Origin of the sequence: Xanthobacter sp. 91, assembly GCF_000702385.1 — a bacterium.
GTDB lineage: Bacteria > Pseudomonadota > Alphaproteobacteria > Rhizobiales > Xanthobacteraceae > Xanthobacter > Xanthobacter aminoxidans.
Genome location: NZ_JNIB01000001.1, coordinates 307,592 through 330,337 on the forward strand (window position 1 = coordinate 307,592; position 22,746 = coordinate 330,337).

Below are 22,746 nucleotides of genomic sequence, written 5' to 3' on the forward strand. Positions count from 1 at the left end.
CCTCAGAAGAGGCCGTCGCGGACTTCGTACCGCGTGGGCTTGCCGTAGATGGCGCCGCCCTTCTCCACCCAGTGGGCCACCCAGTCGATCATCCGGGCCAGCGGCACGTTGGGATAGCCGAACAGGCGCTGGGCCTGGTACGTGCTGTTGGCCCAGCCGGTGGGCTCCTCCTCGCCCTCGAAGATGGGCGCCTTGCCGAACTTCTCGCCGAAGGCATGGGCGATGGCCCGCACGCTCGCCTGCTCCGGCCCGCCGATGTTGATGGGGCTGGTGGGCACCGTGCAGTGCTTCAGGCAGCGCAGGATCTGCGCGTTGGAATCCCCCTGCCAGATCACGCTGGCATGGCCGGTGCGGATGGGGATCGGCTCGCCGCGATGGACCCAGCTGGCGATGTCGTGCAGCACGCCGTAGCGCAGGTCGATGGCATAGTTCAGCCGGGCGAGGCGGCCGGGCGTGCCATGCACGTGGGAGCCATATTCGAACGCCCGCTCGCGACCGACGCAGGAGTTCGCATAGTCCCCCACCGGGCGCGGCTGCACCCGCTCGTCCCAGCCGTTGTGGGCGAAGACGCCGAACGGATAGACGCACAGGGTGGAGAAGGCGACGATCCGGCTGTCGCGGAAGTGGGAGGCGACGGTCGCGGGCACCATGGTGTTCATGGCCCAGGCGAAGGAGGGATCGTCATTGGTGCCGAACTTCTTGCCGGCCATGTAGACCACGTTCTTCACCTTGGGCAGCTGCGCCACCGCCTCCTGATCCAGCAGGTCGCAGCGGATGGTCTCGATGCCGAAGCCCTCCAGCTCCTCCTTGGACCCGGCTTCAGAGAAGCGCGCCACCCCGATCACCCTTTTCTCCGGCGCCGCGCGCTTGGCCATGCGGGCGAGGGAGGGGCCGACCTTGCCGGCGACACCCAGAACGATGATGTCCCCGTCCAAAGTGGCGAAGTCGTCCACCAGCCCCTGGGTGGGACGCGAGACCAACTCCTCGAGCTGCTCCTCGGTCTCGATCAGGTCCGGCACGGTGTCGAAGGTCAGGCGTTCACTCACGAATCCGCTCCCATTTTTGCTGACAGGCCTCGAATGGCACCTGAACGGTGGGGTGAACCGCACCGAACCGGGGCCTGAACCGCACCGAACATGGAGGGGTTCGGGTGCCGGCCTGCTCATTTATTGGGTAACGCCGTTACCCATATCTATAGGGCTAGATTCGTCCAAAGTCGGAGTCAAGCGGGTATTTTCAGAGGAAGTCCGCTGTTTCCGCGCCTATCTGGCCTTGCCACGCTCGAATTCATGGATAACATCGTTATCAGTGAAGGCGTGGTGCGTCGAAGGGTAGATGAGATGGCGAAAGTTGCGGCCGGGGCCCGTCCCGAAAAGATCGATGAGACCATCGTCTCCGTGGAGCGCGCCTTCGACATCATCGGGATGCTGGCCGATTCCGTGGACGGATTCCCCCTGGCGGAGATCGCGCGGCGCCTGGACCTCAACAAGGCCATCGTCTCCAAGCTGTTGAATACGCTGGAGTCGCAGATGCTGGTGTGGCGCGATGAGCGGGCCCAGCGTTATTACCTCACCTACCGCATCAGCAATCTCGGCCTGCGCCATCTCCAGACCAGCCGTCTGCTGGACCAGTGCTCCGCCGCGCTCCGCCAGCTGGCGGAGGAGACCGGCGAACTGGTCCGCCTTGCCATCGTCGAGCCGGGCGGGCAGAGAATCGTGTGGGTGCAATCCTTTGCGGGCAGCAAGAGGTCGCTGCGCATCGATCCCAACTACACGCTGGAGATCGGCCTCCACACCCATGCCACCGGCAAGGCGTGGCTCTCCACCCTGCCCTTTGCCGATGCGCTCAAGCTGTTGATGCATCAGGGAATCGAGGCCTCCACCGCCTATTCCAAGACCTCCATTTCCGACATCCGCGCGGAACTGGAGGAGGTGGCGCGGCGCGGCTTCGCGCTGAGCTATGAGGAGAACGAGTTGGGCGTGGGCGCCGTGGCCGCCCCCATCCTCGCCTCCACGCTCGGAGGTGCGCCGGAATGCGTCGGCGTGGTGAGCCTTGCCGCCCCCACCAACCGCATGAGCCGGGCGGATCTCGAAAGCTGCGGCTCCTTCGTGATGGCGACCACCCGCCGCCTGGGCGAGACCTGGCCGCTGGAGGCCCGCGCCCGCAGCGGCGCCTTCCCGCGCATGGTGGAATAACCCGCGCAAACACAAGGATAAAATCATGGGAGAGGACGCGGCGCCGCGCGTGCGGCTGGCCGAGGCGAACCTGCGCGAGCGCGCGGCGAAGCTGCGGATGCCGTTCCGCTTCGGCGTCGCCACGCTGCGAGAGGTCCGACAGGCCGAACTGACGGTGCGGATCGAGGCGACGGACGGGCGCGGCGCGGTCGGCATCGCCGCCGAATGCCTTCTGCCCAAATGGTTCGACAAGAACCCTGCGCTCTCCGACGACGATAATGTGGAGCAGCTCCGCACGGCGCTGAACGTGGCGCTGGAACTCTATTCCGGCCTGCCCGCAGACACCCCGTTCGGCCTCTCCGCTGCGGTCTATCGGGAGCAGCAGGCGCGCTGCGCCGCGCTGGGCCTCAATCCGCTGGTCGCGTCCTATGGTCCGGCGCTGGTGGACCGGGCCATCCTCGACGCCACCGGGCGGATGCTGGGGATGTCGTTTTCGCAGATGATCCGGGGGAACGTGGCAGGTATCACCGTTAGCTCCGGACTGACAGAGGACCTTCAGGGCTTCGACATCGCCCAATTCCTGGGCAATCTGCGGCCGCAGGATACCATCGGCGTGCGCCACACGGTGGGCATGGTCGACGCGCTCATGGCTTCCGACCCGCTTGAAGGCCCGGCCGACGGGCTACCGCAAACCCTTGAGGATGTTGTCAAAACCTACGGCTGCCGCTTCTACAAGCTGAAGGCGGGCGGCGACATCGCCGCCGATCTGGACCGCCTCACCCGCATCGCCGCGGTGCTGGACGCCGGCCCTGCCGATTATCGCGCCACATTGGACGGCAATGAGCAATATTCGGATGTGGATGGCATCGTCGAATTGTGGCGACGCATGTCAGAAACGCCAGCTCTTTCAAGGCTTTGCGCCTCCACCCTCTACATCGAGCAACCCATCCGCCGCGCCGTCGCGCTGGAGCGGGAGGTGGGGGCATTGGCCGCCCTCAAGCCCGTCATGATCGACGAATCGGACGCCACCCTGGATGCCTTTCCTCGCGCTATCCCATTGGGATATCAAGGAGTTTCCAGCAAGACCTGCAAGGGCTTCTACAAATCCATCCTCAACACCGCCCGCATCGCCAAGGCCAATGCGGAGTTGGGCGAAAGCCGATTTTTCCTTTCCGCAGAAGACCTTTGCACCTGGGCCGGCATCAGCACCCAGCAGGACCTCGCCCTCGTGTCCCTCCTGGGCCTCACCCATGTGGAGCGCAACGGCCACCACTACCTCGACGGCATGTCCTTTGCCCCGGAGGACGAGCAGGCCGCCTTCCTCGCCGCCCACGCCGACCTCTATCACCGCCCCCCTGGCGGGCCTGTCCGCCTCGCCGTCGCCGATGGGGCCGTGCGGCTGAAATCGCTGGATTGCCAAGGCTTTGCGGTGGGCGTCCCCCCCGTCATGGGTTGATGCGGCCCCCCGACTGGAGGGGCCGCAGCAGTTTCACGTTCGCCCCGGCCCGCGCGTCAGCCGTCCAGTGAGGTGGTCCCCGAAATCCGGACAGGGAGTTAAGCTTGGTTCGGCCTGACGGAAGGACGAGCCCGATGACCGGGAAGAGGAAGCGTTATTCAGCGGATTTCAAGGCGAAGGTGGCCCTGGAGGCGCTGCGCGGGGAACAGACGGTGGCCCAGCTGGCAGCGAAGCACGGCGTCCACCAGACCATGATCAACGCTTGGAAGAAGCAGGCCGTCGAAGGGATGGCGACGGTGTTTCCGGCAAGGCGGAAGCGGCCGATGCTGCCCGTGAGAGCGAGATCGACCAACTCCACGCGAAGATCGGCCAGCTTGTGGTGGAACGGGATTTTTTGCGTCGGGCTTCCGGGCGCTGAGCGTGAGGGCGAAAGGCGACATGATCGAACCGGATCACCCTCAGCTGCCGATCACACGCCAGTGCGCGCTGGTCGGCATCAGCCGGTCGGCCTTCTACGGCGGCCCGCGCACCGAAAGCGCTGAGAGCCTCGCCTTGATGCGGGCGATCGACGGCCAGTTCCTCGAGACACCGTGGTACGGCTCGCGACAGATGGTCCGCCATTTACGCCGGGAGGGGCACGAGGTCGGGCGCAAGCGGGTGCGGCGCCTCATGGCCCGCATGGGCCTGGCCGCCATTTACCAGCGACCGAAGACCACGGTGCGGCACCCGCAGCACCGCATCTTTCCCTATCTCTTGCGGACCATGACGATCGACAAGCCAGACCAGGTCTGGTGCGCCGACATCACCTACATCCCGATGCGGCGCGGGTTCCTGTACCTGGTCGCCATCATGGACTGGCACAGTCGCAGGGTCCTGTCCTTAGGATTGCGCACGCAATCCGTCCCGGATTGCTATGGCGCCTCTCCAACACCATGGAGGTGGACTTCTGCATCGAGGCGCGGGAGGAGGCCTTGTCCCGGTTCGGGCGGCCGAGCATCTTCAATACCGACCAGGGAAGCCAGCTCACCAGCCCGCGGTTCACCCAGGTGCTGCTGGACGCCGGCGTACGGCTTTCCATGGATGGCCGCGGCCGGTGGATGGACAACGTGTTCATCGAGCGCCTCTGGCGGTCGCTGAAATACGAGTGCATCTACCTCAACGCCTTCGAAACCGGTTCCGAGACGCGGGCCGGGATCGGCCGATGGATCACCTACTACAATCGTACGAGGCCCCACTCGGCTCTCGGCGGCAGAACGCCGGAGGAGGTCCACATGGCCTGCGACGGCATCGACATGGCGGCGTGACACACACCAGAACCAAGCTTAGCGAAGCCGCCAAAATGTCCGGCGAATGGGGACCACCTCAGTGGCGCGGAAGCCATGGGCCGTGACTTCGTCCTTCGCGTAGCCCAGGCGCCGAAGAGCGGCATTGAGGGTGTTCTCGCTGATCTGGCGAAGGACGGTCCGCACGGAATGAAATGGGAGCTTACCGCGACCAGTGATCGCGTGCAGCTCGCGCAGGATTTCAATAGCCTGTCGAGGAAGTGGGCTGCGATGGGGCCGCCGCATCTTCATGCGAGATGCAGGGATCGTCCACTCTCCCTTCTCCAGATCGAATTCGCTCCACTCCGCCATGCGCAGTTCACCTGGCCGTGGAAAGAGGATGGGCATAAGCCGAAGAGCCGCGCGCGTGGTCGGTTGCCCATCGAAGCTATCAATCGCGCGGAGCAACGCGCCAAGACCCTTCGGATCCGTGATGGCTGCGCGATGCGTTACGGTCGGCCCAGTAAGTGTGCCCTTGAGCGCATAGGTCTGGTCGTTCTCGGCACGGGTAGTGGCAATGGCATATCGGAAGACGCAGCCGATCGTCGCGCGCTGGCGCTTTGCCGTCTCGTGATTTCCTCGTTCGTCGACCGATTTCAGGACTTTGAGCACTTCGGCAGCTGTGATTTCCGAGATCGGACGCGTCCCAAGCTCGGCGCGCGCGATGCTGAGCAGTCAAGTCACCTTGGCGATCATCCGAACCGGCCTTGTGCTCCCGCTCCGACAGTTTCACAGGGTTTGGCTGGGGCTTCGCAGTGCGGACAGCAACGTCCGACAGGGGCATCGTGTTAGCATCCGAGTTTGTTGGCAGTCGCCGATGCCAACAAACTCGGATGCCAACAGACGACCATCGACGCCCCGCAACGCTCGGGGCCGGGCACCGGTTGATTTTGTTCTATTTTTCGACGCCGATCGACGTCAGTAGATGGTCGAATGGTGCCGCGGAAGGGATTCGAACCCCCGACCCACGCATTACGAATGCGTTGCTCTACCAGCTGAGCTACCGCGGCACGCGCGCCCTCTATTACGGGGAGGACGGGCGGTTTTCAAGGGTCCGCCGCAACGCATCCCCACGCGCGCCGCACCGGCGGTCGGTCCGGTGCGGCCGGCGTGAGGTGGGACAGGCTCAGTAGGTGAGCACGGGCGGCAGTTCCTTGGCCTGGGCCACCCACTTCTCCACCATGCTCTCGGTGGGCAATGCGCGCACCAGCTTGCGCTTGGCGTTCGCCTCGGCCATGGCCTTGGTGAGGTTGGCGGGCACGCGGGTCTTCAGTTCCTTCACCGTGTCGACGCCTGCCGCCTCGAGCAGCTCGGAATATTCCTCGCCCACGCCCTTGATGCGCATCAGGTCGGCCATGTTGGCCCATTTGAGGACCCGGCTCTCGTCGATCCCCGTGGCCGCCGCGAGTTCCTTGCGCAGCTTGGGCGACTTGGCCCTCTCCAGCAGCCCCTCGGTGGTGGTGATCCCGGCCGCTTTCAGCTTCTCGGCAAAGACCGCCCCGACGCCTTCTATCTCGATGATGGGATAGGACATGCGACCCCCCTTCGAACCCGGCTTGTGCATGCCGGCATCAAGATCAGGCCACAATCGTGGGCCGAGTCAACTGCCCCGCGACCCTAGCCGTCACACCACATGGGTCAGGCCGGGCACCGAGCGCACGAGCAGGTTCACGGGTTCCGCGCCAACAGTCTCGCGGGCATAGGCCACGGTCTCGCGCACGGCCAATTGTACCTGCGGCATGGTCAGCCCATGGGCCATCATGCGGTCGGCGACCTGCATCAGACGCGCCATGCCGCCGAAATGCCGCTCGGACTGGGCGGTGGCGTCCTCGCGGGGGGCGGCATCAGCGAGAACCTTAGCCCAGGGGTGGGTTTCGTAGAGGGGCGCCATGGCGATGGCCGGCGCCTCGCGCGCGAGAAACTGGATGACGATGGCAACCAGGGCCTCGGCCGTCGGGCCATTCACTTCGACACGCTCGGTCAGACGCGCAATCAACTCGTCCATGCCATCTCCTTGCGCCGCATCGCAGGCGAGACTGGCGTGAGATTGCCGGGCATGGCGCACTTTCGCAAGCGTGGCGGGCCGCGACCGCCGAACGGCGCCCTCAAGCGTGAGCGGCGCTGCAACGGACTTGCCCGCATCCCGAAGGCGGGCGAAAACTCCCCGATGCCGCGGCCGGACCCGAACGCGCGATTCGGCTGGACCACGTGCCGCGAGTGAGGACACCGCCATGGTCAAGAGCCCAGGGACGAATTCCGGGACGAGCCCTGAACAGAGCGCCCCGGCCGGTGCCGCGCCGCCGGCCGGCCCCTGGAGCCGCACGTCAGTTCCGAGAACCTCGTCCGCAGCGCCGGCGGGCGGGCGGGCGCCGGCGCCCGAATCCGACGGCCGCATCCTCGTGGGCCGCAGCTTCCTCGGCCGGTCAGAGGCGGCGGCGACCCACGCCAAGTCCAAGGACGAATATCTCACCCTGCGCCTCGCCAACCGCCACGGCCTCGTCACCGGCGCCACCGGTACCGGCAAGACGGTGACGCTGCAGGTGCTGGCGGAGGGCTTCTCGCGGGCCGGCGTGCCGGTGTTCGCTGCCGACATCAAGGGCGACCTCTCCGGCGTCGCCGCCCAAGGCGAAGCCAAGGACTTCCTGCTGAAGCGCGCCGAGGAGGTGGGCATCACCTACACGCCCGACAGCTTCCCGGTGATCTTCTGGGACATGTTCGGCGAGCAGGGCCACCCGGTGCGCGCCACCATCTCCGAGATGGGGCCTCTGCTGCTCGCCCGCCTGATGGGCCTGAACGACACGCAGGAAGGCGTGCTCAACATCGTCTTCCGTATCGCCGACGAGCAGGGCCTACTGCTGCTCGATCTGAAGGATTTGAGGGCCATGCTGGCCCACGTCTCCGCCAATGCGGCGACCCTGACGGCCACCTACGGCAACGTCTCGGCGCAGAGCGTCGGCGCCATCCAGCGCCAGCTCCTCGTGCTGGAGAACCAGGGCGCGGACAAGTTCTTCGGCGAGCCGGCACTCGACATCGCCGACATCATGCGGGTGGACCGCTCCGGCTACGGCACCATCAACATCCTCGCCGCCGACAAGCTGATGGGCTCGCCGCGCCTCTATGCCTGCTTCCTGCTCTGGCTGCTCTCGGAGCTGTTCGAGCGCCTGCCCGAGGTGGGCGACCCGGACAAGCCCAAGCTCGTCTTCTTCTTCGACGAGGCCCACCTCCTCTTTAACGAGGCGCCCAAAGCGCTGCTGGAGAAGGTGGAGCAGGTGGTGCGGCTCATCCGCTCCAAGGGCGTCGGCGTCTATTTCGTCACCCAGAACCCGCTCGACGTGCCGGAGACGGTTCTCGCCCAGCTCGGCAACCGGGTGCAGCACGCGCTGCGCGCCTTCACCCCCCGTGACCAGAAGGCGGTGAAGGCGGCCGCTGAGACCTTCCGTCCCAATCCGGACCTGGACACGGCAAAGGCCATCATGGAGCTGGGCAAGGGCGAGGCGCTGGTGTCCATGCTGGAGGGCAATGGCATTCCCTCCATGGTGGAACGCACGCTCATCCGGCCGCCCTCCGGCCGCATCGGGCCGCTCACACCCGCCGAGCGCGCGGCCATTCTGGCGAAAAGCCCGGTCGGGCACCTCTACGACACGCCGGTGGATCGCGAATCGGCCTTCGAGATGCTGCAGGCGCGGGCCGAGGAAAAGACCCAGCCGGAACCCGAGGACGCCGCGCCGTCCTCGGGCGGCGGCAGCATTCTCGACAGCATCCTGGGCGGCGTCCTGGGAACCGCTACGGGTGCGCCGACGCCGCGCGTCCCCTCCCCCACCGGGCGAACCGCCGGTACCGGCTCCACCGGCACCCGGCCGAGCACGCGCATGTCCACCACCGAAGTGGTGGTGCGGCAGGTGGCGCGTTCAGTGGCGACTCAGGTCGGCTCCCAGCTGGGAAAAGCCATCCTGAGAGGCATTCTGGGCAGCATCAGCAAACGGTGACGGGCGTGTGATGGCCTCTGCGCCGGGCCGATCCGGCCGCAGCACGGCTCAAGGTGCTGTCGCACCGTCCGTCGGTACCTAACGGCAGCGTGGCCGCGATCGCGGCGGTCCGACAGGGCAGCTCAACGGTCGCGGCGTCGAAAGTGTTGCGTCAGAAGACTCCTAGCGGTAGAGTCATAGAGTGTCGGCGGGATTGCGGGGTCGCGTCGGCAGGGATGCTCACCACGCGTGCCCGAGCCTTCTTCCCGTGCGGATGGGGACCGAGGCGCGCCATGACCTGGAGCGCCTCATGAAGGTGTTACCCACTGCCCGCATCGTCCTCCTTGATGCCAATATGGAACGTCGCCAGGCGACGCGCCTCGCTTTGTCCGCCCTCGGGGTCGGATCCGTGCGCGAGGTCGCGTCCATCGACGAAGTGACCGATCCTTCCGCCCAGGGCACCGCCGATGTGCTCGTGGTGCAGGTGGACGATCCCGAGGATGCCCCCACCAATCCCTTCCGCTTCGGTGCCGGCATTCCTGCCGTGCTCGTTGCCGAAGTTCCGGCGCAGCAGCTCGTGCGCATCGCCGGCCGGACCGGCTATGACGCCGCGCTCGGCACGCCCGTCGCGCCGCGACTGCTCTATCGCCGCATCGGCTCGGTCCTCCAGCGCGCGCGCCGTCTAGGGCGCCCGGCTTCTGCAGTGATCGCCACGCCCGCCGATCTCGTCACCGCCAGCTGATCCGGCGCCTGACCGTCTGGCACCTTGCCAGACGGTCCCGCTACCGCCAGCATCCCAGCGATTCCGGGGCCATCGCGGCCCGTGACAGAGGTTGCGCTGGCGGAGGGCGAGATGGCGGCAACGGAACTTGATCCGGTTCTGAAGGCGGTGGATGCGGGGCTCGACGGGGCGCTGGAGCGTTTGTTCGACTTCCTCAGGATTCCGTCCATCTCCACCGACCCCGCCCACGCGGCCGCCTGCCGGAGCGCGGCGGACTGGGTGGCGGGAGAGCTTGAGGCTCTCGGCTTCACCGCCGTCGTCCATCCCACCGCTGGCCATCCGGTGGTGGTCGCCCACACAGACACCGGTGCATCGCGGCGCGTGCTGTTCTACGGCCATTACGACGTGCAGCCGGTCGATCCGCTGAACCTGTGGGAAACGCCTCCGTTCGAGCCGCGCCTCGGCACCACGCCGGACGGGCGACGCACCATCGTCGGCCGCGGCGCCTGCGACGACAAAGGGCAGGTGCTGACCTTCCTCGAGGCGCTCCGGGCGTTCCGATCGACCCGCGGCGCGTTGCCGGTGGATGTCACCGTTCTGCTGGAAGGCGAGGAGGAATGCGGCTCGCCCAACCTCCCCGGCTTCCTCGCCGCCCATGCGGGCGAGCTTTCGGCCGATCTCGCGCTCGTTTGCGACACCGGCATGTGGGACCAGCGCACCCCCTCCATCACCAGTTCGCTCCGCGGCATCCTGCACACCGAGCTGACCATCGAGGGTGCCGACCGCGACCTGCATTCCGGCCTGTTCGGCGGCGCCGCGCGCAACCCCATCCATGTGCTCGCCGCCATCCTCGCCGACGCCCATGACGACGGCGGCCGGGTGACGCTGCCCGGCTTCTACGACGATGTGCGCGAACCGCCCGCCGAAGTCCGCGCCCGCTGGCAGGAACTGGGGCTCACCGCTGAAGCCTTCCTGAAGCCGGTCGGCCTCTCGGTCTCGGCCGGCGAGAGCGACCGGCTGGTGATCGAGCAGATCCAGTCGCGGCCGACCTTCGAGGTCAACGGCATGTTCGGCGGCTATACCGGGGCCGGCACCAAGACCATCATCCCCGCGCGGGCGACCGCCAAGATCTCCTTCCGCCTCGTGGCGGACCAGGACCCGGCCAAGCTGCGGACGGGCTTCGAAACGTTCGTGGCGGCGCGCGTGCCCGCCGATTGCCGGGCCGTCTTCCACTGGGGCGAGGGCGCCCGCGCCTTCCTCGTGCCGCCGGAGAGCCCGGACCTCGGCCACGCCGCCGGGGCACTTGAGGCGGAGTGGGGTGTCGCTCCGGTCACCATCGGCTCGGGCGGCTCCATCCCCGTGGTGGGCCAGTTCAAGGACCGGCTGGGCGTGGACACCCTTCTGATCGGCTTCGCCCTGGACGACGACCGCGTCCACTCGCCCAACGAGAAGTACGACCTCACGTCGTTCCACAAGGGCACGCGAAGCTGGGTGCGGATTCTCGACGCCCTCGCGCGGCGTTAGCTGCGCCAGGCAAACACGCGCAGCGGTGAGCTGACGCAACGCCAAGACTTTTTCGCGTCGTGCAATCGTGCGAGGAAGGGCACGATACGTCAGCGACGGAACCTGCCATGGCCTCTCCCGCCTCCACCATCGACACGCAGGGCCTCGTCTCGGCGTGGTGGTTCGACGGCAAAGGGGGCGCCGGGCGCATCAAGCCGGAGGAGGCCGTGTCGGCCACCGCCCCCGACGGCGGCTTCATCTGGCTGCATTTTCGTCATCTGCCCCGGATGTCGCAAACCTGGCTGCGGCAGGATGTCGGTCTCGACGCACCGGCGCTGGAGAGCATGGCGGAGGACCAGTGTCGCCCGCGCTGCGTGATGTTCGCCGATGGCGCCCTGCTCTCCCTGCGTGGCATCAACCTGCAGCGAAACGCGCTGCCAGAGGAGCTCATCACCGTCCATCTGTGGGTGGACGCTCGCCGCATCGTCTCGGTGCAGCACGACTTCCTCTCGGCCATCGCCGACTTCGAGGATGCGCTCGGCCGCGGCCGTTGCCCGCGCTCCCAGGGTGAGTTCGTGGCGGATCTCTCCATGCGCCTCGTGGAACGGGTGGATGCGGTGGTGACGACGCTGATCGAGGAGGCCGACGAACTTGAGGACGCCGTCCTCGTCACGGAGACGTCCGAGCTTCTGCCCAAGCTCGCCGTGCTGCGCCGGGTGGCCATCAAGCTGCGCCGCCACATCGCGCCACAGCGCGAGGCGCTCAATCACTTCGCGCTGGAAGACGACCCCTGGATGGGACCCAAGGACAGGAACCGCCTGCGCGATGCCGCCGACCGCGTCGCCCGCTTCTCCGAGGAGCTGGACAGCGTGCGCGAGCGCGCCGCCGTCATCCGCGACCAGATGGTGGACGCACGCGCCGAGCAGATGAACAAGTCCATGCTGGTGCTCGCCGTGGTCACGGTGGTGTTCGCACCCATGACGCTCATCTCGGGCATGTTCGGCATGAATGTGGGCGGCATTCCCGGCAGCAGCGATCCCGCCGCCTTCTGGGCGCTCTCGGTGTTCCTGCTGCTGCTCGGCTTCATCCTCCTGTGGAGCTTCCGCCGGCTGAGATGGATCTGATCTTCCTCTAGGTCATGCAAAGTTCGCGGGGCTGTCGCCGCTGCGTCAAGGATGATGCCGCAGATGCGGTGCGCACGGACCTTTGGAGGTTTCCCATGCGCACCCTGAAATGCTTTGCCCTCGCGCTGCTCGCCGGAGCCGCGTTTGTTTCGCCGGCTCTTTCCCAGGATAAGTCCAGCCAGGACAAGGCCGCGGAAGGCTCCGCCTTCCCGGCCGTCCTCGCCGGCCACGTGGTCCTGCCGGCCGCGACCTTCGTCCCCGCCCCCGCCGACGCGCCGGATGCGCTCAAGACGTCGGGCAAGTTCACCGGCGCCGACCGCGTGCGCATCGATGCCATCGGCAGCGTCAAGGGCGTGAGCGTCCTGTCCAACGCGTCCGCCCCGCGCGAGACCGGCCTTTCCCTGCCGTTCCAGGGCCAGCCGGTGCAGGGCTTCTCCGGCATCGTCTCCGAGGGCGACGGGACGTTCCTGGTGCTCACCGACAACGGCTTCGGCTCCAAGGCCAACTCGCCGGACGCCATGCTGACCGCCCACCGGCTGAAGATGGACTTCAAGGCTGGCACCATCGAGCGCCTGAAGACCATCTTCATCAGCGACCCGGACCGCAAGGTGCCCTACCCGATCACGATGGAAGGCACCGCCACGCGCTACCTGACCGGCTCGGACTTCGATCTCGAATCGATCCAGCGCGTGGGTGACAGCCTGTGGTTCGGCGACGAGTTCGGCCCCTTCCTCATCGAGACCGACCTCGACGGGAAGGTGAAGGCGGTGTTCGAGACCAAGGTGGACGGCAAGGTGGTGCGCTCACCCGATCACCCGGCCGTCACCACGCCCGGCGCGCCGGACGGCAAGGTGGCGTTCAACGTCTATCGCTCCAAGGGCTTCGAGGGCATGGCGCTCTCCCCGGACAAGACGAAGCTCTACGCCCTGCTCGAAGGCCCGCTGTTCGATGCGGCCGCCGGCGGCAAGGAGAAGGTGGGCGAGGCCGAGGTGCTGCGCATCGTCGAGTTCGATCTCGGCAAGCGCGAATGGACCGGCCGCTCGTGGAAGTATCCGTTGGCTGTGGCGGGCAACGCCATCGGCGACTTCAACATGATCGACGACACCCACGGCCTCGTCATCGAGCGTGACAGCCTGGAAGGCTCCCGCTTCAAGGCCTGCGCCGCCGGCAAGGCCGAGCCCTCCTGCTTCGACAAGCCGGCGCAGTTCAAGCGCGTCTACAAGATCGCCTTCTCGCCCGAGACCGCCGGCCAGACGGTGCGCAAGGTCGGCTATATCGACCTCCTCGCCATCAAGGATCCGAACGGCAAGGCGAAGCAGGGTGGCACCGAAGGCGTTCTCGACCTGCCCTTCTTCACCATCGAGGACGTGGTGATGGTGAGCCCCACCGAGATCGTGGTGGGCAACGACAACAACCTGCCCTACTCGGCCGGCCGCAGCCCGCAGAAGAACGACGACAATGAGTTCGTCCTCCTCAGCGTGCCGGAGCTGCTCGGCGCCAAGTGAGCCTGGAGGGCCAGCGCACGAAAGCAAAAGGCCGGGCGCGAGCCCGGCCTTTTCGATTGGCGGTTGGCGGATCGCGTGGGGTGGATCGGCCTACTGGCCGGCCGCGAAGACGCTCGGGAAGGGCCGGCCGCGCACGTCGTAGACGGTGGCGTAGGTGACACCCTCGCGCTCGACCTTGACCAGCAGCGGCGCCTTCACGTCGGCGCAGTAGAACTCGCCGAGACGCATATAGAAGTCCGCGTTCTTGCTGTCGTACGTCGTCTCATAGCGCGGACCGAGTTCCGCGGCGGCGGCGAAGTGCGGGCCACATACGGCCACGCGCAGCTTGCGCCCCTGCGGCAGCGTGCGCCGGTGCTGTTCGACATATTCGTCCAGCTCCTCCGTGGCCTGCTTGAAGGCAAGGCCCCAGTAATCGAGCATGAACAGGTCGTCCGCGCCCTTGATGCCGCCGACGAAATGGTTGTAGTAGGTATATTCGTAAGGGTGCAGGTTGTGGAAATCAACCGCCGGCACCGCGAGACCCACCGCGAACGTTGCAGCCACGGCGCCCCGGGCGAGGCGCGGAAGCCCCTGCGCCTTCTGCCACAGCCAGGATGCGGCGTAGCCGCCGAGCAGCGCCAGGGCAGGAGTGACGAACACGAAGTGGCGGATGCCGTTGTACATCACCGGGCGGGTGACGACGGTCAGCAGCACCGGGAAGGCCGCCGCAGTCACGATGAGCACCAGCCGGGCGCGCTTCGCCGGCGTATCCTTGCCCACGAACGCCGAGACGATCGCCCCCGCCGCGCCGCCGACCGCAAGGCCGAGGAACAGCTCGGGCATCTGCACGGAGAAGAGCGTCGGCACATAGGTGCGCGGCATGTCCGGCACCAGGATGGGCCGGCCCTCGAACATCTCGCGCCAGGGCACTTCCCAGAAGTGGGAATAATACTTCAGCGCCACGAGCGGATTGAGCGGTTCCGCGACGCCCCAGGGCCACACGATGCCCAGCACGAAATAAGCGAGCGGCAGCCCCAGCATCAGCAGGCCGGTGAAACGCAGGGTGCGCAGCAGCGCCGGCTTGATCCCGAGGCGCACGCATTCCACAGCCAACACGAAGGCGATGGCCGCCGCCAGATACACGCCGCAGAGCAGCCCAAGGACGCGCGTACCGACGGCCAGACCCAGGAACAGGCCGAAGAGCGTCACCGTGCGCGGCGAAGGCTGCGGGAATTCGTCGAACGCGCGGATGCAGGCATAGAGCACGCCGGCAACCGCGACGGCGAAGGGCGCGTCCTTCGCATTCATGAACATGTGCCCGTAATAGAGCGGGCAGATCATCAGCAGCGCGACGGCGGCAACGCCGCCCCAGGGCCCGGCGAGCCGCCGGCCAGCCCGCCACACCAGCACAAAGCCGATGACGCCGACGAGGCCCCCCAGAAGCCGACGGATGTCGAAGACATCGACGAAGGGCAGCGCCTTGGCGAGGGCCGCTGCGGCGAGGTCGAACCCGCCGCCGTAGTAGTAGAGGTTGACGAAGGAAAAGACCTTCCGGTGCGTCAGCCCTGACGAGAAATAGGAATAGAGCAGGTCGCCATACTGGGAGTGGGTGAAGTCATCCCAGCCGAGGCCGTAGTCGGAGAAGGTGAGCGCGGCGATGACCGCCACACCGGCGATCAGGACAAGGGCGCAGGCGTCCGCAATCGCGCCCGGCCGACGTTCGATATCGAGGAACGACATTGATGGAGGATCCCGAACCCAACTCCTGTCGCGCCGATTCCAGGATCGCTCCCGGGCCCCCAGCGCGATACGCCACCATAATACCGCAGATGGCTACGCGGATCACAGCTAAGATGGAGTAGAGGAGGATCGCAACAAAATTATGCTGTAGGTTGCAAAAAATTAAGGCAGCTTCGGGAGCAATTGCGGCAGCGTCGCTGACCAATGGTAAGGTTAAGCGGCTAAATGTTCTTGGGAGGCAGAGTCGATCACTGGCGGGAAAAGAAGAACGCAGCCGCCGCGTCTTAGATAGGCACTTGCGCGTCGGAGTTGCATCCGGGCGTTGCCCCCGCCCCGCATACCCCATGCGGGCCCGCGCGATCCGAGGAGGCGCAGGCCCGCCGGGAGGGAAACCGTCAGACGGCCTTGCCGTAAAGCTCGGCCACGTAGTCCCAGTTGATCAGGTGGTCGACGAACGCCTTCAGGTAGTCGGGGCGGCGGTTGCGGTAGTCGATGTAGTAGGAGTGCTCCCACACGTCGACGCCGAGAATCGGGGTCGCGCCCTGCACCAGCGGGTTCTCGCCATTGGCGCTCTTCAGCACGACGAGCTTGCCGTCCTTGAGCGCGAGCCAGGCCCAGCCCGAGCCGAACTGGCCGACACCGGCGGCGATGAAGTCCTCCTTGAACTTCTCGACCGAGCCGATGTCCTCGATGATCTTCTTCTCGATCTCACCGGGGATGGGGCCGCCGCCGTTGGGCTTCATCCAATTCCAGAAATGGAGGTGGTTGTAGTGCTGGCCGGCATTGTTGAAGAGCGGGGCGTTCTTGCCGAACGAGCCCACGACGATCTCCTCAAGGGTTTTCCCTTCAAATTCAGTTCCCTTTAGGAGATTGTTGCCATTGTTGACATAAGCGAGATGGTGCTTGTCGTGATGGTATTCCAGCGTTTCGCGCGACATGTACGGCGCAAGCGCGTCATAGGCATAGGGCAGGTCGGGCAGCGTGAAGGACATGAAACATCTCCGCAATCTATCCGGCATTTCGCCCGGGGCGAAATCGCTGCCCCGGTGCCATACCGGGTATACGACATGTCCGAGCGTGGACCTAGATAGGGTCGTGCTCGCCATCAAACAACCTTGAAGCGGCCGATTTTCGCGCCGAGGTACCACCTTTGATTAGACCGGCTGAGGCCGGCATGCGGAAGCGGGGTGCGAGATGTGGTGGTTCCTGGTCCTTCTCGGCGTTCTTATCGCTCTGGCCGGGCTTGCGGTCATCGGCCTCGGGGTGACGATCTACGTCTCGGCCTTCGGCAATACCCTCATCACCACCGGCGCCGTCGCCGCCTCGGGTGGCTTTGTCATCACCGCCATGGGGCTGGTGCTGCGCCAGCTGGACCGGCTGACCCGGCAGATCGAGCGCTCCTATCCGGCCGGTGAGGCCGAGGCCGAGGAAGCCGCAGCGCAGCCGGCGGCCCGTTCCGCCCGCGCCGGCCGCAGCGCGACGCCGCGCCTCTCCGTGGATGATCTGCTCTCCCCCGAGGAGGCGGACGCCGAGGCCGCAGCGCCTCCGGCCCGTGAACGGGCGGCGGAACGGCCGCAAGAGCGCGCCCCCGAGCGCCAGCAAGAGCGCCAACCCGAGCGCCAAACTGAGCGCCCGCCGGCGCCGCGCCGACCCGCCGGCCCCTCCCCGCTGCTGCCTCCCCCGGAGGCCGGCCAGCCGGCCGACCCGATGGTCGAGGCCCGCCGCCAGCGGCTTCAGCGCGGTCCCGAGCCCGCCCCCGAGGCGCCGGCCGCCCCGCCTGCGCCGCCCCGTCCGCGCACCGGCTATGAGCCGCCCCCCGCCCGGCCCGCGCCGCCCCCGAGACGCCGCCTCCGGTGCCCGCGCCGGCTCCCGCCCGCGAGCCCGACGAACCGCGCATCCTGAAGTCCGGCATCGTCGGCGGCATGGCCTACACCCTCTATTCGGACGGCTCGATCCAGGCCGAGCTGCCCACCGGCGTGGTCCGCTTCGCCTCGCTGCAGGAGCTGCGCGACCACGTCTCCCAGGCCCAGCAGGGCGGCTGAGCGGCACCCGTCGCCCCGCCGGGCGGCGGAGCGGATTTGCCGGATCGGGACGCCCGCTCTATTGAGCGGCAGCGTTCCCCGCCCGGCGAAGCCGGCGCCCAGAGGTCATTCCGTCCGATGTTCCCGCAAGATACCGGCTCGCCCTTCGACGACATCCGCCAGCTCGTCGCCACCCTGCCCGGCCCCAACGAGGGCGCACGCGAAGCGGCGATCGCCCGGCAGGAACAGCTGGTGAAGCCGCCGGGCGCTTTGGGGCGGCTCGAAGCCATCGCCGCCCATCTCTCCGCCTGGCAGGGCAATTCCATGCCCACGGTCAATCGCCCCATGGTCGCGGTGTTCGCCGCGACCCACGGCGTTGCCGACCGCGGCGTCTCGCCCTATCCGGGCGCCGTGACCAAGCAGATGATGGCCACCTTCACCGCCGGCAAGGCCGCGGTGAACCAGATCTGCGCCACCTTCGACGCCGGATTGCGGGTGTTCGACCTCGCGCTCGACTATCCGACCCCCGACATCACCACGAACGCCGCCCTCGACGAGAAGGCCTGCGCCGCCACCATGGCCTTCGGCATGGAGGCCATTGCCGGCGGCTCGGACCTGCTCTGCCTCGGCGAGATGGGCATCGGCAACACCACGGTCGCCGCCGCCATCTGCCACGGCCTCTATGGGGGCACGGCGGAGGAATGGGTGGGCGCCGGCACCGGCGCCTCCGGCGAGGTGCTGGAGCGCAAGATCGCCGCCGTGCGCGACGCCGTCGCCTTCCACAAGGACCACCTGTCCGATCCGCTGGAAGTGTTGCGCCGCCTCGGCGGGCGGGAGATCGCCGCCATCGCCGGCGCCATCATCGCCGCGCGGCACGAAAAGGTGCCGGTGGTGCTGGACGGCTTTGTGGTGACGGCAGCTGCCGCCGTGCTTCACGCCCTGAACCCGGCCGCCCTCGACCATTGCCTCGCCGGCCATGTCTCGGCGGAGAAGGCCCATCGCCAGTTGCTGGACCGGCTCGGCCTCGTGCCCCTCCTCGATCTCGGCATGCGGCTGGGCGAAGGCTCGGGCGCCGCGCTCTCCATCGGCGTGGTGAAGGCCGCCGTGGCGTGCCATCGCGGCATGGCGACCTTCGCCGAGGCCGGCGTCTCAGAGGGTTGAACTCAGGCCCCTCGCAAGGTCCGGGCGGGCGGGAACGTCACGCGCGCCCGCGTTCCGCCTCCGGCGCGGCGGGAAAGCTCCAGCTCCCCGCCATGCAGGGCGGCGAGCCCCCGGGCGATTGCGAGACCGAGGCCCGCGCCACGGCCGGTTGCGAGATCGAGCCGGCTCTCGCGGGCATGGGCGCCGCCCAGCGGCAGCTCGCTGTCGGCTATGCCCGGTCCGCTGTCCTCGACGATAAGGACGGCACCGCCCTTTGCGTCCACGGCCGCGACGAGCCGTACCTGCCCCTCCAGGGGCGTGAATTTCACCGCATTTGCCAAGAGGTTGAGGGCGATCTGCCGGATCGCCCTCTCATCGCCCCACAGCCGGGGCGTGCCAAGCCGTTCCAGGGACAGACTGAGGCGCCGCTCCGCCGCGAGGGGGCGCATCATCGCCAGGCAGTCTTCGGCCAGCACATCGAGCCGCACCGGGGTTTCCACCAGCGTGCGGTGCCCGCTCTCGATGCGCGCGAGGTCGAGCAGGTCGTCGGCGAGCGCCAGCAGGTGCCGGCCGGCGCCGTGGATGTCGCGGGCATAGCCGGCATAGGCGGGCACCCGGTGTGGGCCGAGCACCTCCTCCGCCATCATCTCGGAAAAGCCCATCACGGTGTTGAGCGGGGTGCGCAGCTCGTGGCTCATCTCGGCGAGAAATCGAGATTTCGCAAGGCTTTCCGCCACCACCCGCCGGCTTTCCGCCTCGGCGGCCAGGGCCCGCGCCTCGGCGGCTGCCCGCTCCGCATCGAGGCGCCGGACATGCTTTGCCACGCGCATGAAGGCGAAGGCCGCGCCTGCGGCGCCCAGGATCGCACCCGCAAGCCCCGCGGCGAGACCACCCGCCAGAGCGAGACCACCAGAGGCGAGGATCGCCAGCAGGATCAAGGCCTTGGACGTGACCGTCGGCGCCGCGAATCCCTCCCCCGCTTGCGCCGGCTCCGGTTGGGAGGCCGCGGCGTTGCCGAGCGGGAGGCAGAGGGGGCCGGACATGCGGCGGAAGCCCTTCGCGGTCGGAGTGTCGGTGGAATCGACGACCCTGCGTGACGTCACCTTGGTCCCGACTCCTGCGGCAGGTAGGTTAACGATTGGTTAACGCCCCCGCCCCATCCTCCCGGCCAAACGTGCGACGCCCATCGCGCAACCGAGGTCGGATCGTTCAACCCTATGCGTCTGTTCGATATTTTGCGCGCCGCCGTCATCCTCGCCGTGCTCGCCGCCGCCGTGGAAATGCTGTCGCGCGCCGAGCATCTGGACGGGCGTGCCGAGGCGGTGGATGGCGACACGCTGGACATTGCCGGCACCCACGTCCGCCTCGCCGGCATCGACGCGCCGGAGCTGCGCCAGACCTGCGAGAGCGACGGCCGCCCGTGGCGCTGCGGGGAGGCGGCGCGGGCTGCGCTCGAAGAGGCGCTGGCCGGCGGCCCGGTATCCTGCCGGGCCGAGAAGCGCGACAAATACAGGCGGCCACTCGGTTTCTGCACTGTCGGCGGCACCGACATCGCCGCGCTGATGGTCCAGAAAGGACTGGCCGTCGCCTATCTGGGCAAGGCCTACCAAGGCGAGGAGGCGGAGGCCCGGGCGGCGCGGCGGGGCCTGTGGGCGGGCAGCTTCCAGCCTCCCGCGGACTACCGGACCGCGCATCCGCGCACGCCCTGAACGCGGAACGGGCGGACGGAACGGGCGGACCTTGCGCGGTCGCCGCAGGCATGGTTTTTCGCTGGCCATAAATGTCACGACAGGGGAAACGCGCCGCCATGAAGCTCTATGACACCAACCGGGCGCCGAACCCGCGCCGGGTTCGCATCTTCCTGGCGGAAAAGGGAATTTCCGTCCCGCTGGTGCCCGTCGACCTGGGCAAGGGCGAGCACAAGAGCACCGAATTCACCGGCCTCAATCCCCGCCAGCGCGTGCCCCTGCTGGTGCTGGACGATGGCAGCGCCATCGCCGAAACCATGGCGATCTGCCGTTATTTCGAGGCCTTGCAGCCCGAGCCCAACCTGTTCGGCCACACGCCGCAGGAGCAGGGGCTGGTGGAAATGTGGCAGCGGCGGGTGGAGCTGGACCTGTTCTATCCCATCATGATGGTGCTGCGGCATCTCAACCCGGCCATGGCCCAGATGGAGGTGCCGCAGGTGCCGGAATGGGGCGAGGCGAACAAGCCCAAGGTCTTGGCTGCGCTTGGCTTTTTCAACGATCAGCTGGCCGACCGGGCATTCGTGGCGGGGTCCCGTTTCTCGGTGGCGGACATCACCATGCTGGTGGCGGTGGATTTCCTGCGGGTGATCCGCACCGAGGTGCCGGAGCACCACACCCACCTCAAGCGCTGGTACGACGTCGTCTCCCAGCGACCGAGTGCAAAGGCTTGAAATCATGAAGCTTAAGGTGGTGGGTTGCGGCGATGCGTTCGGCTCGGGCGGGCGGGGAAATTCCTGCTACCGCATCGAGACGGACGGGCTTGTCGCAACCCTCGACTTCGGTGCGAGTTCACTCGTTCAAATGCACCGGTTCGGCATGGATTCCAGTGCGGTTCGGCAGGTGTTCATCAGCCATCTGCATGGCGATCACTTCGGTGGCCTGCCCTTCCTCCTGCTCGACGGCCAGTTCGTCCACCGCCGGAGCGAGTCGCTGACCATCATTGGCCCGCCCGGTACCAAGGTACGGATAGATGCGGCCATGGAGGTCCTCTTCCCGAAGATGGCCAGCAATGCCTGGCGGTTCGACTTCGAGGTCAAGGAGGTGGAGCCCGGCTCGACCTCCCGGCACGGCCCCTTCACCCTCACCACCGCCGAGGTGATCCACGGCTCGGGCGCGCCCTCCACCGCGCTCAGGATCACCGACGGCAAGCGCACCCTCGCCTTCTCCGGCGACACGGAGTGGACGGACGCGCTCCTGCCCATCGCCCATGGCGCCGACCTCTTCATCTGCGAGTGCTTCGCCTTCGAGGGCAGTCCGCACGGCCACATGGCCTATGAGACCATCGCCGCCAAGCGGGAGGCGCTGGGCGCGAAACATATCCTCCTCACCCATATGGGCGACGAGATGTGGGCGCGGCGGGGCGAGGTGGACACCGCCCATTTCACCGTGGCCGAGGACGGGCTTGAGCGCGACATCTGAGGACGACCTCGACGCGCTCGTCGCGCGCATCCGCGCCTGCCGGGTGTGCCGGGAGACGCCGCGCGGGGCGCCCCTGCCGCACACGCCGCGACCGGTGCTGCGGGTGTCCGCCACCGCCTCCATCCTGGTGGCGAGCCAGGCGCCGGGGACGAAGGTGCACCTTTCGGGCCTGCCCTTCACCGATGCCTCCGGCGATCGGCTGCGGTCCTGGATGGGGGTGGACAAGGACACCTTCTACGATGCCGCCCACATCGCCATCGCCCCCATGGGCTTCTGCTTTCCGGGGCAGGATGCATCAGGGGGCGATCTGCCGCCCCGGCGGGAATGCGTCGCCACCTGGCACGACACGCTGTTCGCCACTTTGCCGCCGTTCCGGCTGATCCTCGCCGTGGGGCGGCCGGCGCAGGCCTATCACCTCGCCCGCCTTGGCCTCGCGGCGCATTTGAAGCCGAGCCTCACCGAGACGGTGGCCAACTGGCGGGCGGTGCGCGCGGCAGGGGAAAAGCTTGCCCAGCCGGTGGCGGTCTACACCTTGCCCCATCCCTCGTGGCGCAACACCGGCTGGCTGAAGAAGAATCCCTATTTCGAGGCCGAGCTGCTGCCGCAGCTTCAGGCGGACATCGCAAGGGCGCTCGGGCGGGGCTGAGTGGGCGGGCGCTCCGGGAGAACGACGGCCACGCCCTTGCGCAGGCTGCACTCCCTCTCCCCTTGCGGGAGAGGGCTGGGGTGAGGGGTATCGCTCCATTTGCCCCAGCACCGGGATTGCGCGGCCAGCCCCCTCACCCCCGGCCCCTCTCCCGCGAGGGGAGAGGGGAGGCCCCATAACCGCCCTCGCGCCCCGGACGCATGCAGCGCCAGCGGAATGCGAGCCGGGGTCTAGCGCAAGAGTACCGCCGAAGGCGCTTCCGAACCCCACCGCTCACAGGCTT

21 protein-coding genes, 1 tRNA gene and 1 pseudogene are annotated in these 22,746 nt (G+C 67.6%); 15 read left to right on the top strand and 8 right to left on the bottom strand.

What is annotated here, in order from left to right; all coding sequences use genetic code 11:
- Positions 1-2: 2 nt before the first annotated feature.
- Positions 3-1,046, bottom strand: coding sequence for an NAD(P)-dependent oxidoreductase (locus A37E_RS0101630; RefSeq protein WP_245279245.1), 1,044 nt, complete (start codon positions 1,044-1,046; stop codon positions 3-5).
- 294 nt (positions 1,047-1,340) lie between these two features.
- Between A37E_RS0101630 and A37E_RS26750 the strand changes: the two genes are divergently transcribed.
- The 3 genes and pseudogenes from A37E_RS26750 (at position 1,341) to A37E_RS25050 (ending at position 4,934) form a co-directional block, all read left to right on the top strand.
- Positions 1,341-2,195: an IclR family transcriptional regulator gene (locus A37E_RS26750; RefSeq protein WP_024278050.1), complete on the top strand. Its 855-nt coding sequence runs from the start codon at positions 1,341-1,343 to the stop codon at positions 2,193-2,195.
- A gap of 25 nt (positions 2,196-2,220) precedes the next feature.
- Entirely contained in the window at positions 2,221-3,630 is a 1,410-nt protein-coding gene (locus A37E_RS0101640; protein WP_051678715.1) for a hypothetical protein, read from the top strand.
- Positions 3,631-3,764: 134 nt separating this feature from the next.
- Positions 3,765-4,934 (top strand): annotated as a pseudogene (locus tag A37E_RS25050) (IS3 family transposase).
- A gap of 18 nt (positions 4,935-4,952) precedes the next feature.
- On the opposite strand, the gene A37E_RS26275 reads toward A37E_RS25050, so the two are convergent.
- From A37E_RS26275 to A37E_RS0101670, 4 genes are all read right to left on the bottom strand, one after another.
- Positions 4,953-5,564, bottom strand: coding sequence for a site-specific integrase (locus tag A37E_RS26275; RefSeq protein ID WP_348550869.1), 612 nt, complete (start codon positions 5,562-5,564; stop codon positions 4,953-4,955).
- A gap of 322 nt (positions 5,565-5,886) precedes the next feature.
- Positions 5,887-5,962 (bottom strand) — tRNA-Thr (locus tag A37E_RS0101660).
- 116 nt (positions 5,963-6,078) lie between these two features.
- Entirely contained in the window at positions 6,079-6,486 is a 408-nt protein-coding gene (locus A37E_RS0101665) for a DUF4332 domain-containing protein (RefSeq protein WP_029555033.1), read from the bottom strand.
- A 90-nt stretch (positions 6,487-6,576) separates the two neighbouring features.
- Positions 6,577-6,957, bottom strand: a complete 381-nt coding sequence (locus tag A37E_RS0101670; RefSeq protein WP_029555034.1) for a hypothetical protein — start codon at positions 6,955-6,957, stop codon at positions 6,577-6,579.
- A 226-nt stretch (positions 6,958-7,183) separates the two neighbouring features.
- On the opposite strand from A37E_RS0101670, the gene A37E_RS0101675 reads away from it, so the two are divergent.
- From A37E_RS0101675 to A37E_RS0101695, 5 genes are all read left to right on the top strand, one after another.
- Positions 7,184-8,938 (top strand): helicase HerA-like C-terminal domain-containing protein, encoded by a 1,755-nt coding sequence (locus A37E_RS0101675; protein ID WP_081837398.1) that lies wholly within the window; start codon positions 7,184-7,186, stop codon positions 8,936-8,938.
- 289 nt (positions 8,939-9,227) lie between these two features.
- Positions 9,228-9,659: a hypothetical protein gene (locus A37E_RS0101680; RefSeq protein ID WP_156026210.1), complete on the top strand. Its 432-nt coding sequence runs from the start codon at positions 9,228-9,230 to the stop codon at positions 9,657-9,659.
- Between the two features lie 111 nt (positions 9,660-9,770).
- Entirely contained in the window at positions 9,771-11,162 is a 1,392-nt protein-coding gene (locus A37E_RS0101685; protein WP_029555037.1) for a M20/M25/M40 family metallo-hydrolase, read from the top strand.
- A gap of 107 nt (positions 11,163-11,269) precedes the next feature.
- The gene (locus A37E_RS0101690) at positions 11,270-12,265 is read left to right on the top strand and encodes a zinc transporter ZntB (protein ID WP_029555038.1); all 996 of its coding nucleotides are present in this window, start codon (positions 11,270-11,272) and stop codon (positions 12,263-12,265) included.
- Between the two features lie 95 nt (positions 12,266-12,360).
- Positions 12,361-13,770 (top strand): esterase-like activity of phytase family protein, encoded by a 1,410-nt coding sequence (locus A37E_RS0101695; protein ID WP_029555039.1) that lies wholly within the window; start codon positions 12,361-12,363, stop codon positions 13,768-13,770.
- A 90-nt stretch (positions 13,771-13,860) separates the two neighbouring features.
- Here A37E_RS0101695 and A37E_RS0101700 read toward each other — a convergent pair whose 3' ends face one another.
- Together A37E_RS0101700 and A37E_RS0101705 are read right to left on the bottom strand one after the other, a co-directional pair.
- A complete protein-coding gene (locus A37E_RS0101700; protein WP_029555040.1) occupies positions 13,861-15,489 on the bottom strand; it encodes a glycosyltransferase family 39 protein in 1,629 nt (542 codons plus the stop codon).
- A 395-nt stretch (positions 15,490-15,884) separates the two neighbouring features.
- Positions 15,885-16,481, bottom strand: coding sequence for a superoxide dismutase (locus A37E_RS0101705; RefSeq protein WP_024277967.1), 597 nt, complete (start codon positions 16,479-16,481; stop codon positions 15,885-15,887).
- A 202-nt stretch (positions 16,482-16,683) separates the two neighbouring features.
- Between A37E_RS0101705 and A37E_RS0101710 the strand changes: the two genes are divergently transcribed.
- The 3 genes from A37E_RS0101710 (at position 16,684) to cobT (ending at position 18,671) form a co-directional block, all read left to right on the top strand.
- Positions 16,684-17,391: a hypothetical protein gene (locus tag A37E_RS0101710; RefSeq protein WP_029555041.1), complete on the top strand. Its 708-nt coding sequence runs from the start codon at positions 16,684-16,686 to the stop codon at positions 17,389-17,391.
- A complete protein-coding gene (locus A37E_RS0101715; RefSeq protein WP_029555042.1) occupies positions 17,343-17,531 on the top strand; it encodes a hypothetical protein in 189 nt (62 codons plus the stop codon). The genes A37E_RS0101710 and A37E_RS0101715 overlap by 49 nt, the downstream gene beginning before the upstream one ends.
- A gap of 117 nt (positions 17,532-17,648) precedes the next feature.
- Complete coding sequence (gene cobT / locus A37E_RS0101720; protein ID WP_029555043.1) at positions 17,649-18,671, top strand: nicotinate-nucleotide--dimethylbenzimidazole phosphoribosyltransferase; 1,023 nt, start codon at positions 17,649-17,651, stop codon at positions 18,669-18,671.
- Between the two features lie 2 nt (positions 18,672-18,673).
- Here the strand turns inward: cobT and A37E_RS25755 are convergent, their stop codons facing one another.
- Positions 18,674-19,753: a HAMP domain-containing sensor histidine kinase gene (locus A37E_RS25755; RefSeq protein ID WP_051678717.1), complete on the bottom strand. Its 1,080-nt coding sequence runs from the start codon at positions 19,751-19,753 to the stop codon at positions 18,674-18,676.
- A gap of 114 nt (positions 19,754-19,867) precedes the next feature.
- Between A37E_RS25755 and A37E_RS0101730 the strand changes: the two genes are divergently transcribed.
- The 4 genes from A37E_RS0101730 to A37E_RS0101745 all read left to right on the top strand — a co-directional run bounded on the left by A37E_RS0101730 (position 19,868) and on the right by A37E_RS0101745 (position 22,463).
- On the top strand, positions 19,868-20,359 hold the full coding sequence (locus A37E_RS0101730; protein ID WP_029555045.1) for a thermonuclease family protein: 492 nt from the start codon (positions 19,868-19,870) through the stop codon (positions 20,357-20,359).
- Between the two features lie 98 nt (positions 20,360-20,457).
- A complete protein-coding gene (locus A37E_RS0101735) occupies positions 20,458-21,069 on the top strand; it encodes a glutathione S-transferase (RefSeq protein ID WP_029555046.1) in 612 nt (203 codons plus the stop codon).
- Between the two features lie 4 nt (positions 21,070-21,073).
- On the top strand, positions 21,074-21,817 hold the full coding sequence (locus tag A37E_RS27325; RefSeq protein WP_029555047.1) for an MBL fold metallo-hydrolase: 744 nt from the start codon (positions 21,074-21,076) through the stop codon (positions 21,815-21,817).
- Positions 21,801-22,463, top strand: coding sequence for a uracil-DNA glycosylase family protein (locus A37E_RS0101745; protein WP_029555048.1), 663 nt, complete (start codon positions 21,801-21,803; stop codon positions 22,461-22,463). Before A37E_RS27325 ends, A37E_RS0101745 begins: the two co-directional genes overlap by 17 nt.
- Positions 22,464-22,746 lie beyond the last annotated feature (283 nt).

Excerpts from the sequence above, each read along its gene's own strand:
- A37E_RS26750 (WP_024278050.1), top strand. The coding sequence starts at position 1,341 with ATGGCGAAAGTTGCGGCCGGGGCCCGTCCCGAAAAGATCGATGAGACC.
- A37E_RS0101640 (WP_051678715.1), top strand. The coding sequence starts at position 2,221 with ATGGGAGAGGACGCGGCGCCGCGCGTGCGGCTGGCCGAGGCGAACCTG.
- A37E_RS0101665 (WP_029555033.1), bottom strand. The coding sequence starts at position 6,486 with ATGTCCTATCCCATCATCGAGATAGAAGGCGTCGGGGCGGTCTTTGCC.
- A37E_RS0101670 (WP_029555034.1), bottom strand. The coding sequence starts at position 6,957 with ATGGACGAGTTGATTGCGCGTCTGACCGAGCGTGTCGAAGTGAATGGC.
- A37E_RS0101675 (WP_081837398.1), top strand. The coding sequence starts at position 7,184 with ATGGTCAAGAGCCCAGGGACGAATTCCGGGACGAGCCCTGAACAGAGC.
- A37E_RS0101680 (WP_156026210.1), top strand. The coding sequence starts at position 9,228 with ATGAAGGTGTTACCCACTGCCCGCATCGTCCTCCTTGATGCCAATATG.
- A37E_RS0101685 (WP_029555037.1), top strand. The coding sequence starts at position 9,771 with ATGGCGGCAACGGAACTTGATCCGGTTCTGAAGGCGGTGGATGCGGGG.
- A37E_RS0101690 (WP_029555038.1), top strand. The coding sequence starts at position 11,270 with ATGGCCTCTCCCGCCTCCACCATCGACACGCAGGGCCTCGTCTCGGCG.
- A37E_RS0101695 (WP_029555039.1), top strand. The coding sequence starts at position 12,361 with ATGCGCACCCTGAAATGCTTTGCCCTCGCGCTGCTCGCCGGAGCCGCG.
- A37E_RS0101700 (WP_029555040.1), bottom strand. The coding sequence starts at position 15,489 with ATGTCGTTCCTCGATATCGAACGTCGGCCGGGCGCGATTGCGGACGCC.
- A37E_RS0101705 (WP_024277967.1), bottom strand. The coding sequence starts at position 16,481 with ATGTCCTTCACGCTGCCCGACCTGCCCTATGCCTATGACGCGCTTGCG.
- A37E_RS0101710 (WP_029555041.1), top strand. The coding sequence starts at position 16,684 with ATGTGGTGGTTCCTGGTCCTTCTCGGCGTTCTTATCGCTCTGGCCGGG.
- cobT (WP_029555043.1), top strand. The coding sequence starts at position 17,649 with ATGTTCCCGCAAGATACCGGCTCGCCCTTCGACGACATCCGCCAGCTC.
- A37E_RS0101730 (WP_029555045.1), top strand. The coding sequence starts at position 19,868 with ATGCGTCTGTTCGATATTTTGCGCGCCGCCGTCATCCTCGCCGTGCTC.
- A37E_RS0101735 (WP_029555046.1), top strand. The coding sequence starts at position 20,458 with ATGAAGCTCTATGACACCAACCGGGCGCCGAACCCGCGCCGGGTTCGC.
- A37E_RS27325 (WP_029555047.1), top strand. The coding sequence starts at position 21,074 with ATGAAGCTTAAGGTGGTGGGTTGCGGCGATGCGTTCGGCTCGGGCGGG.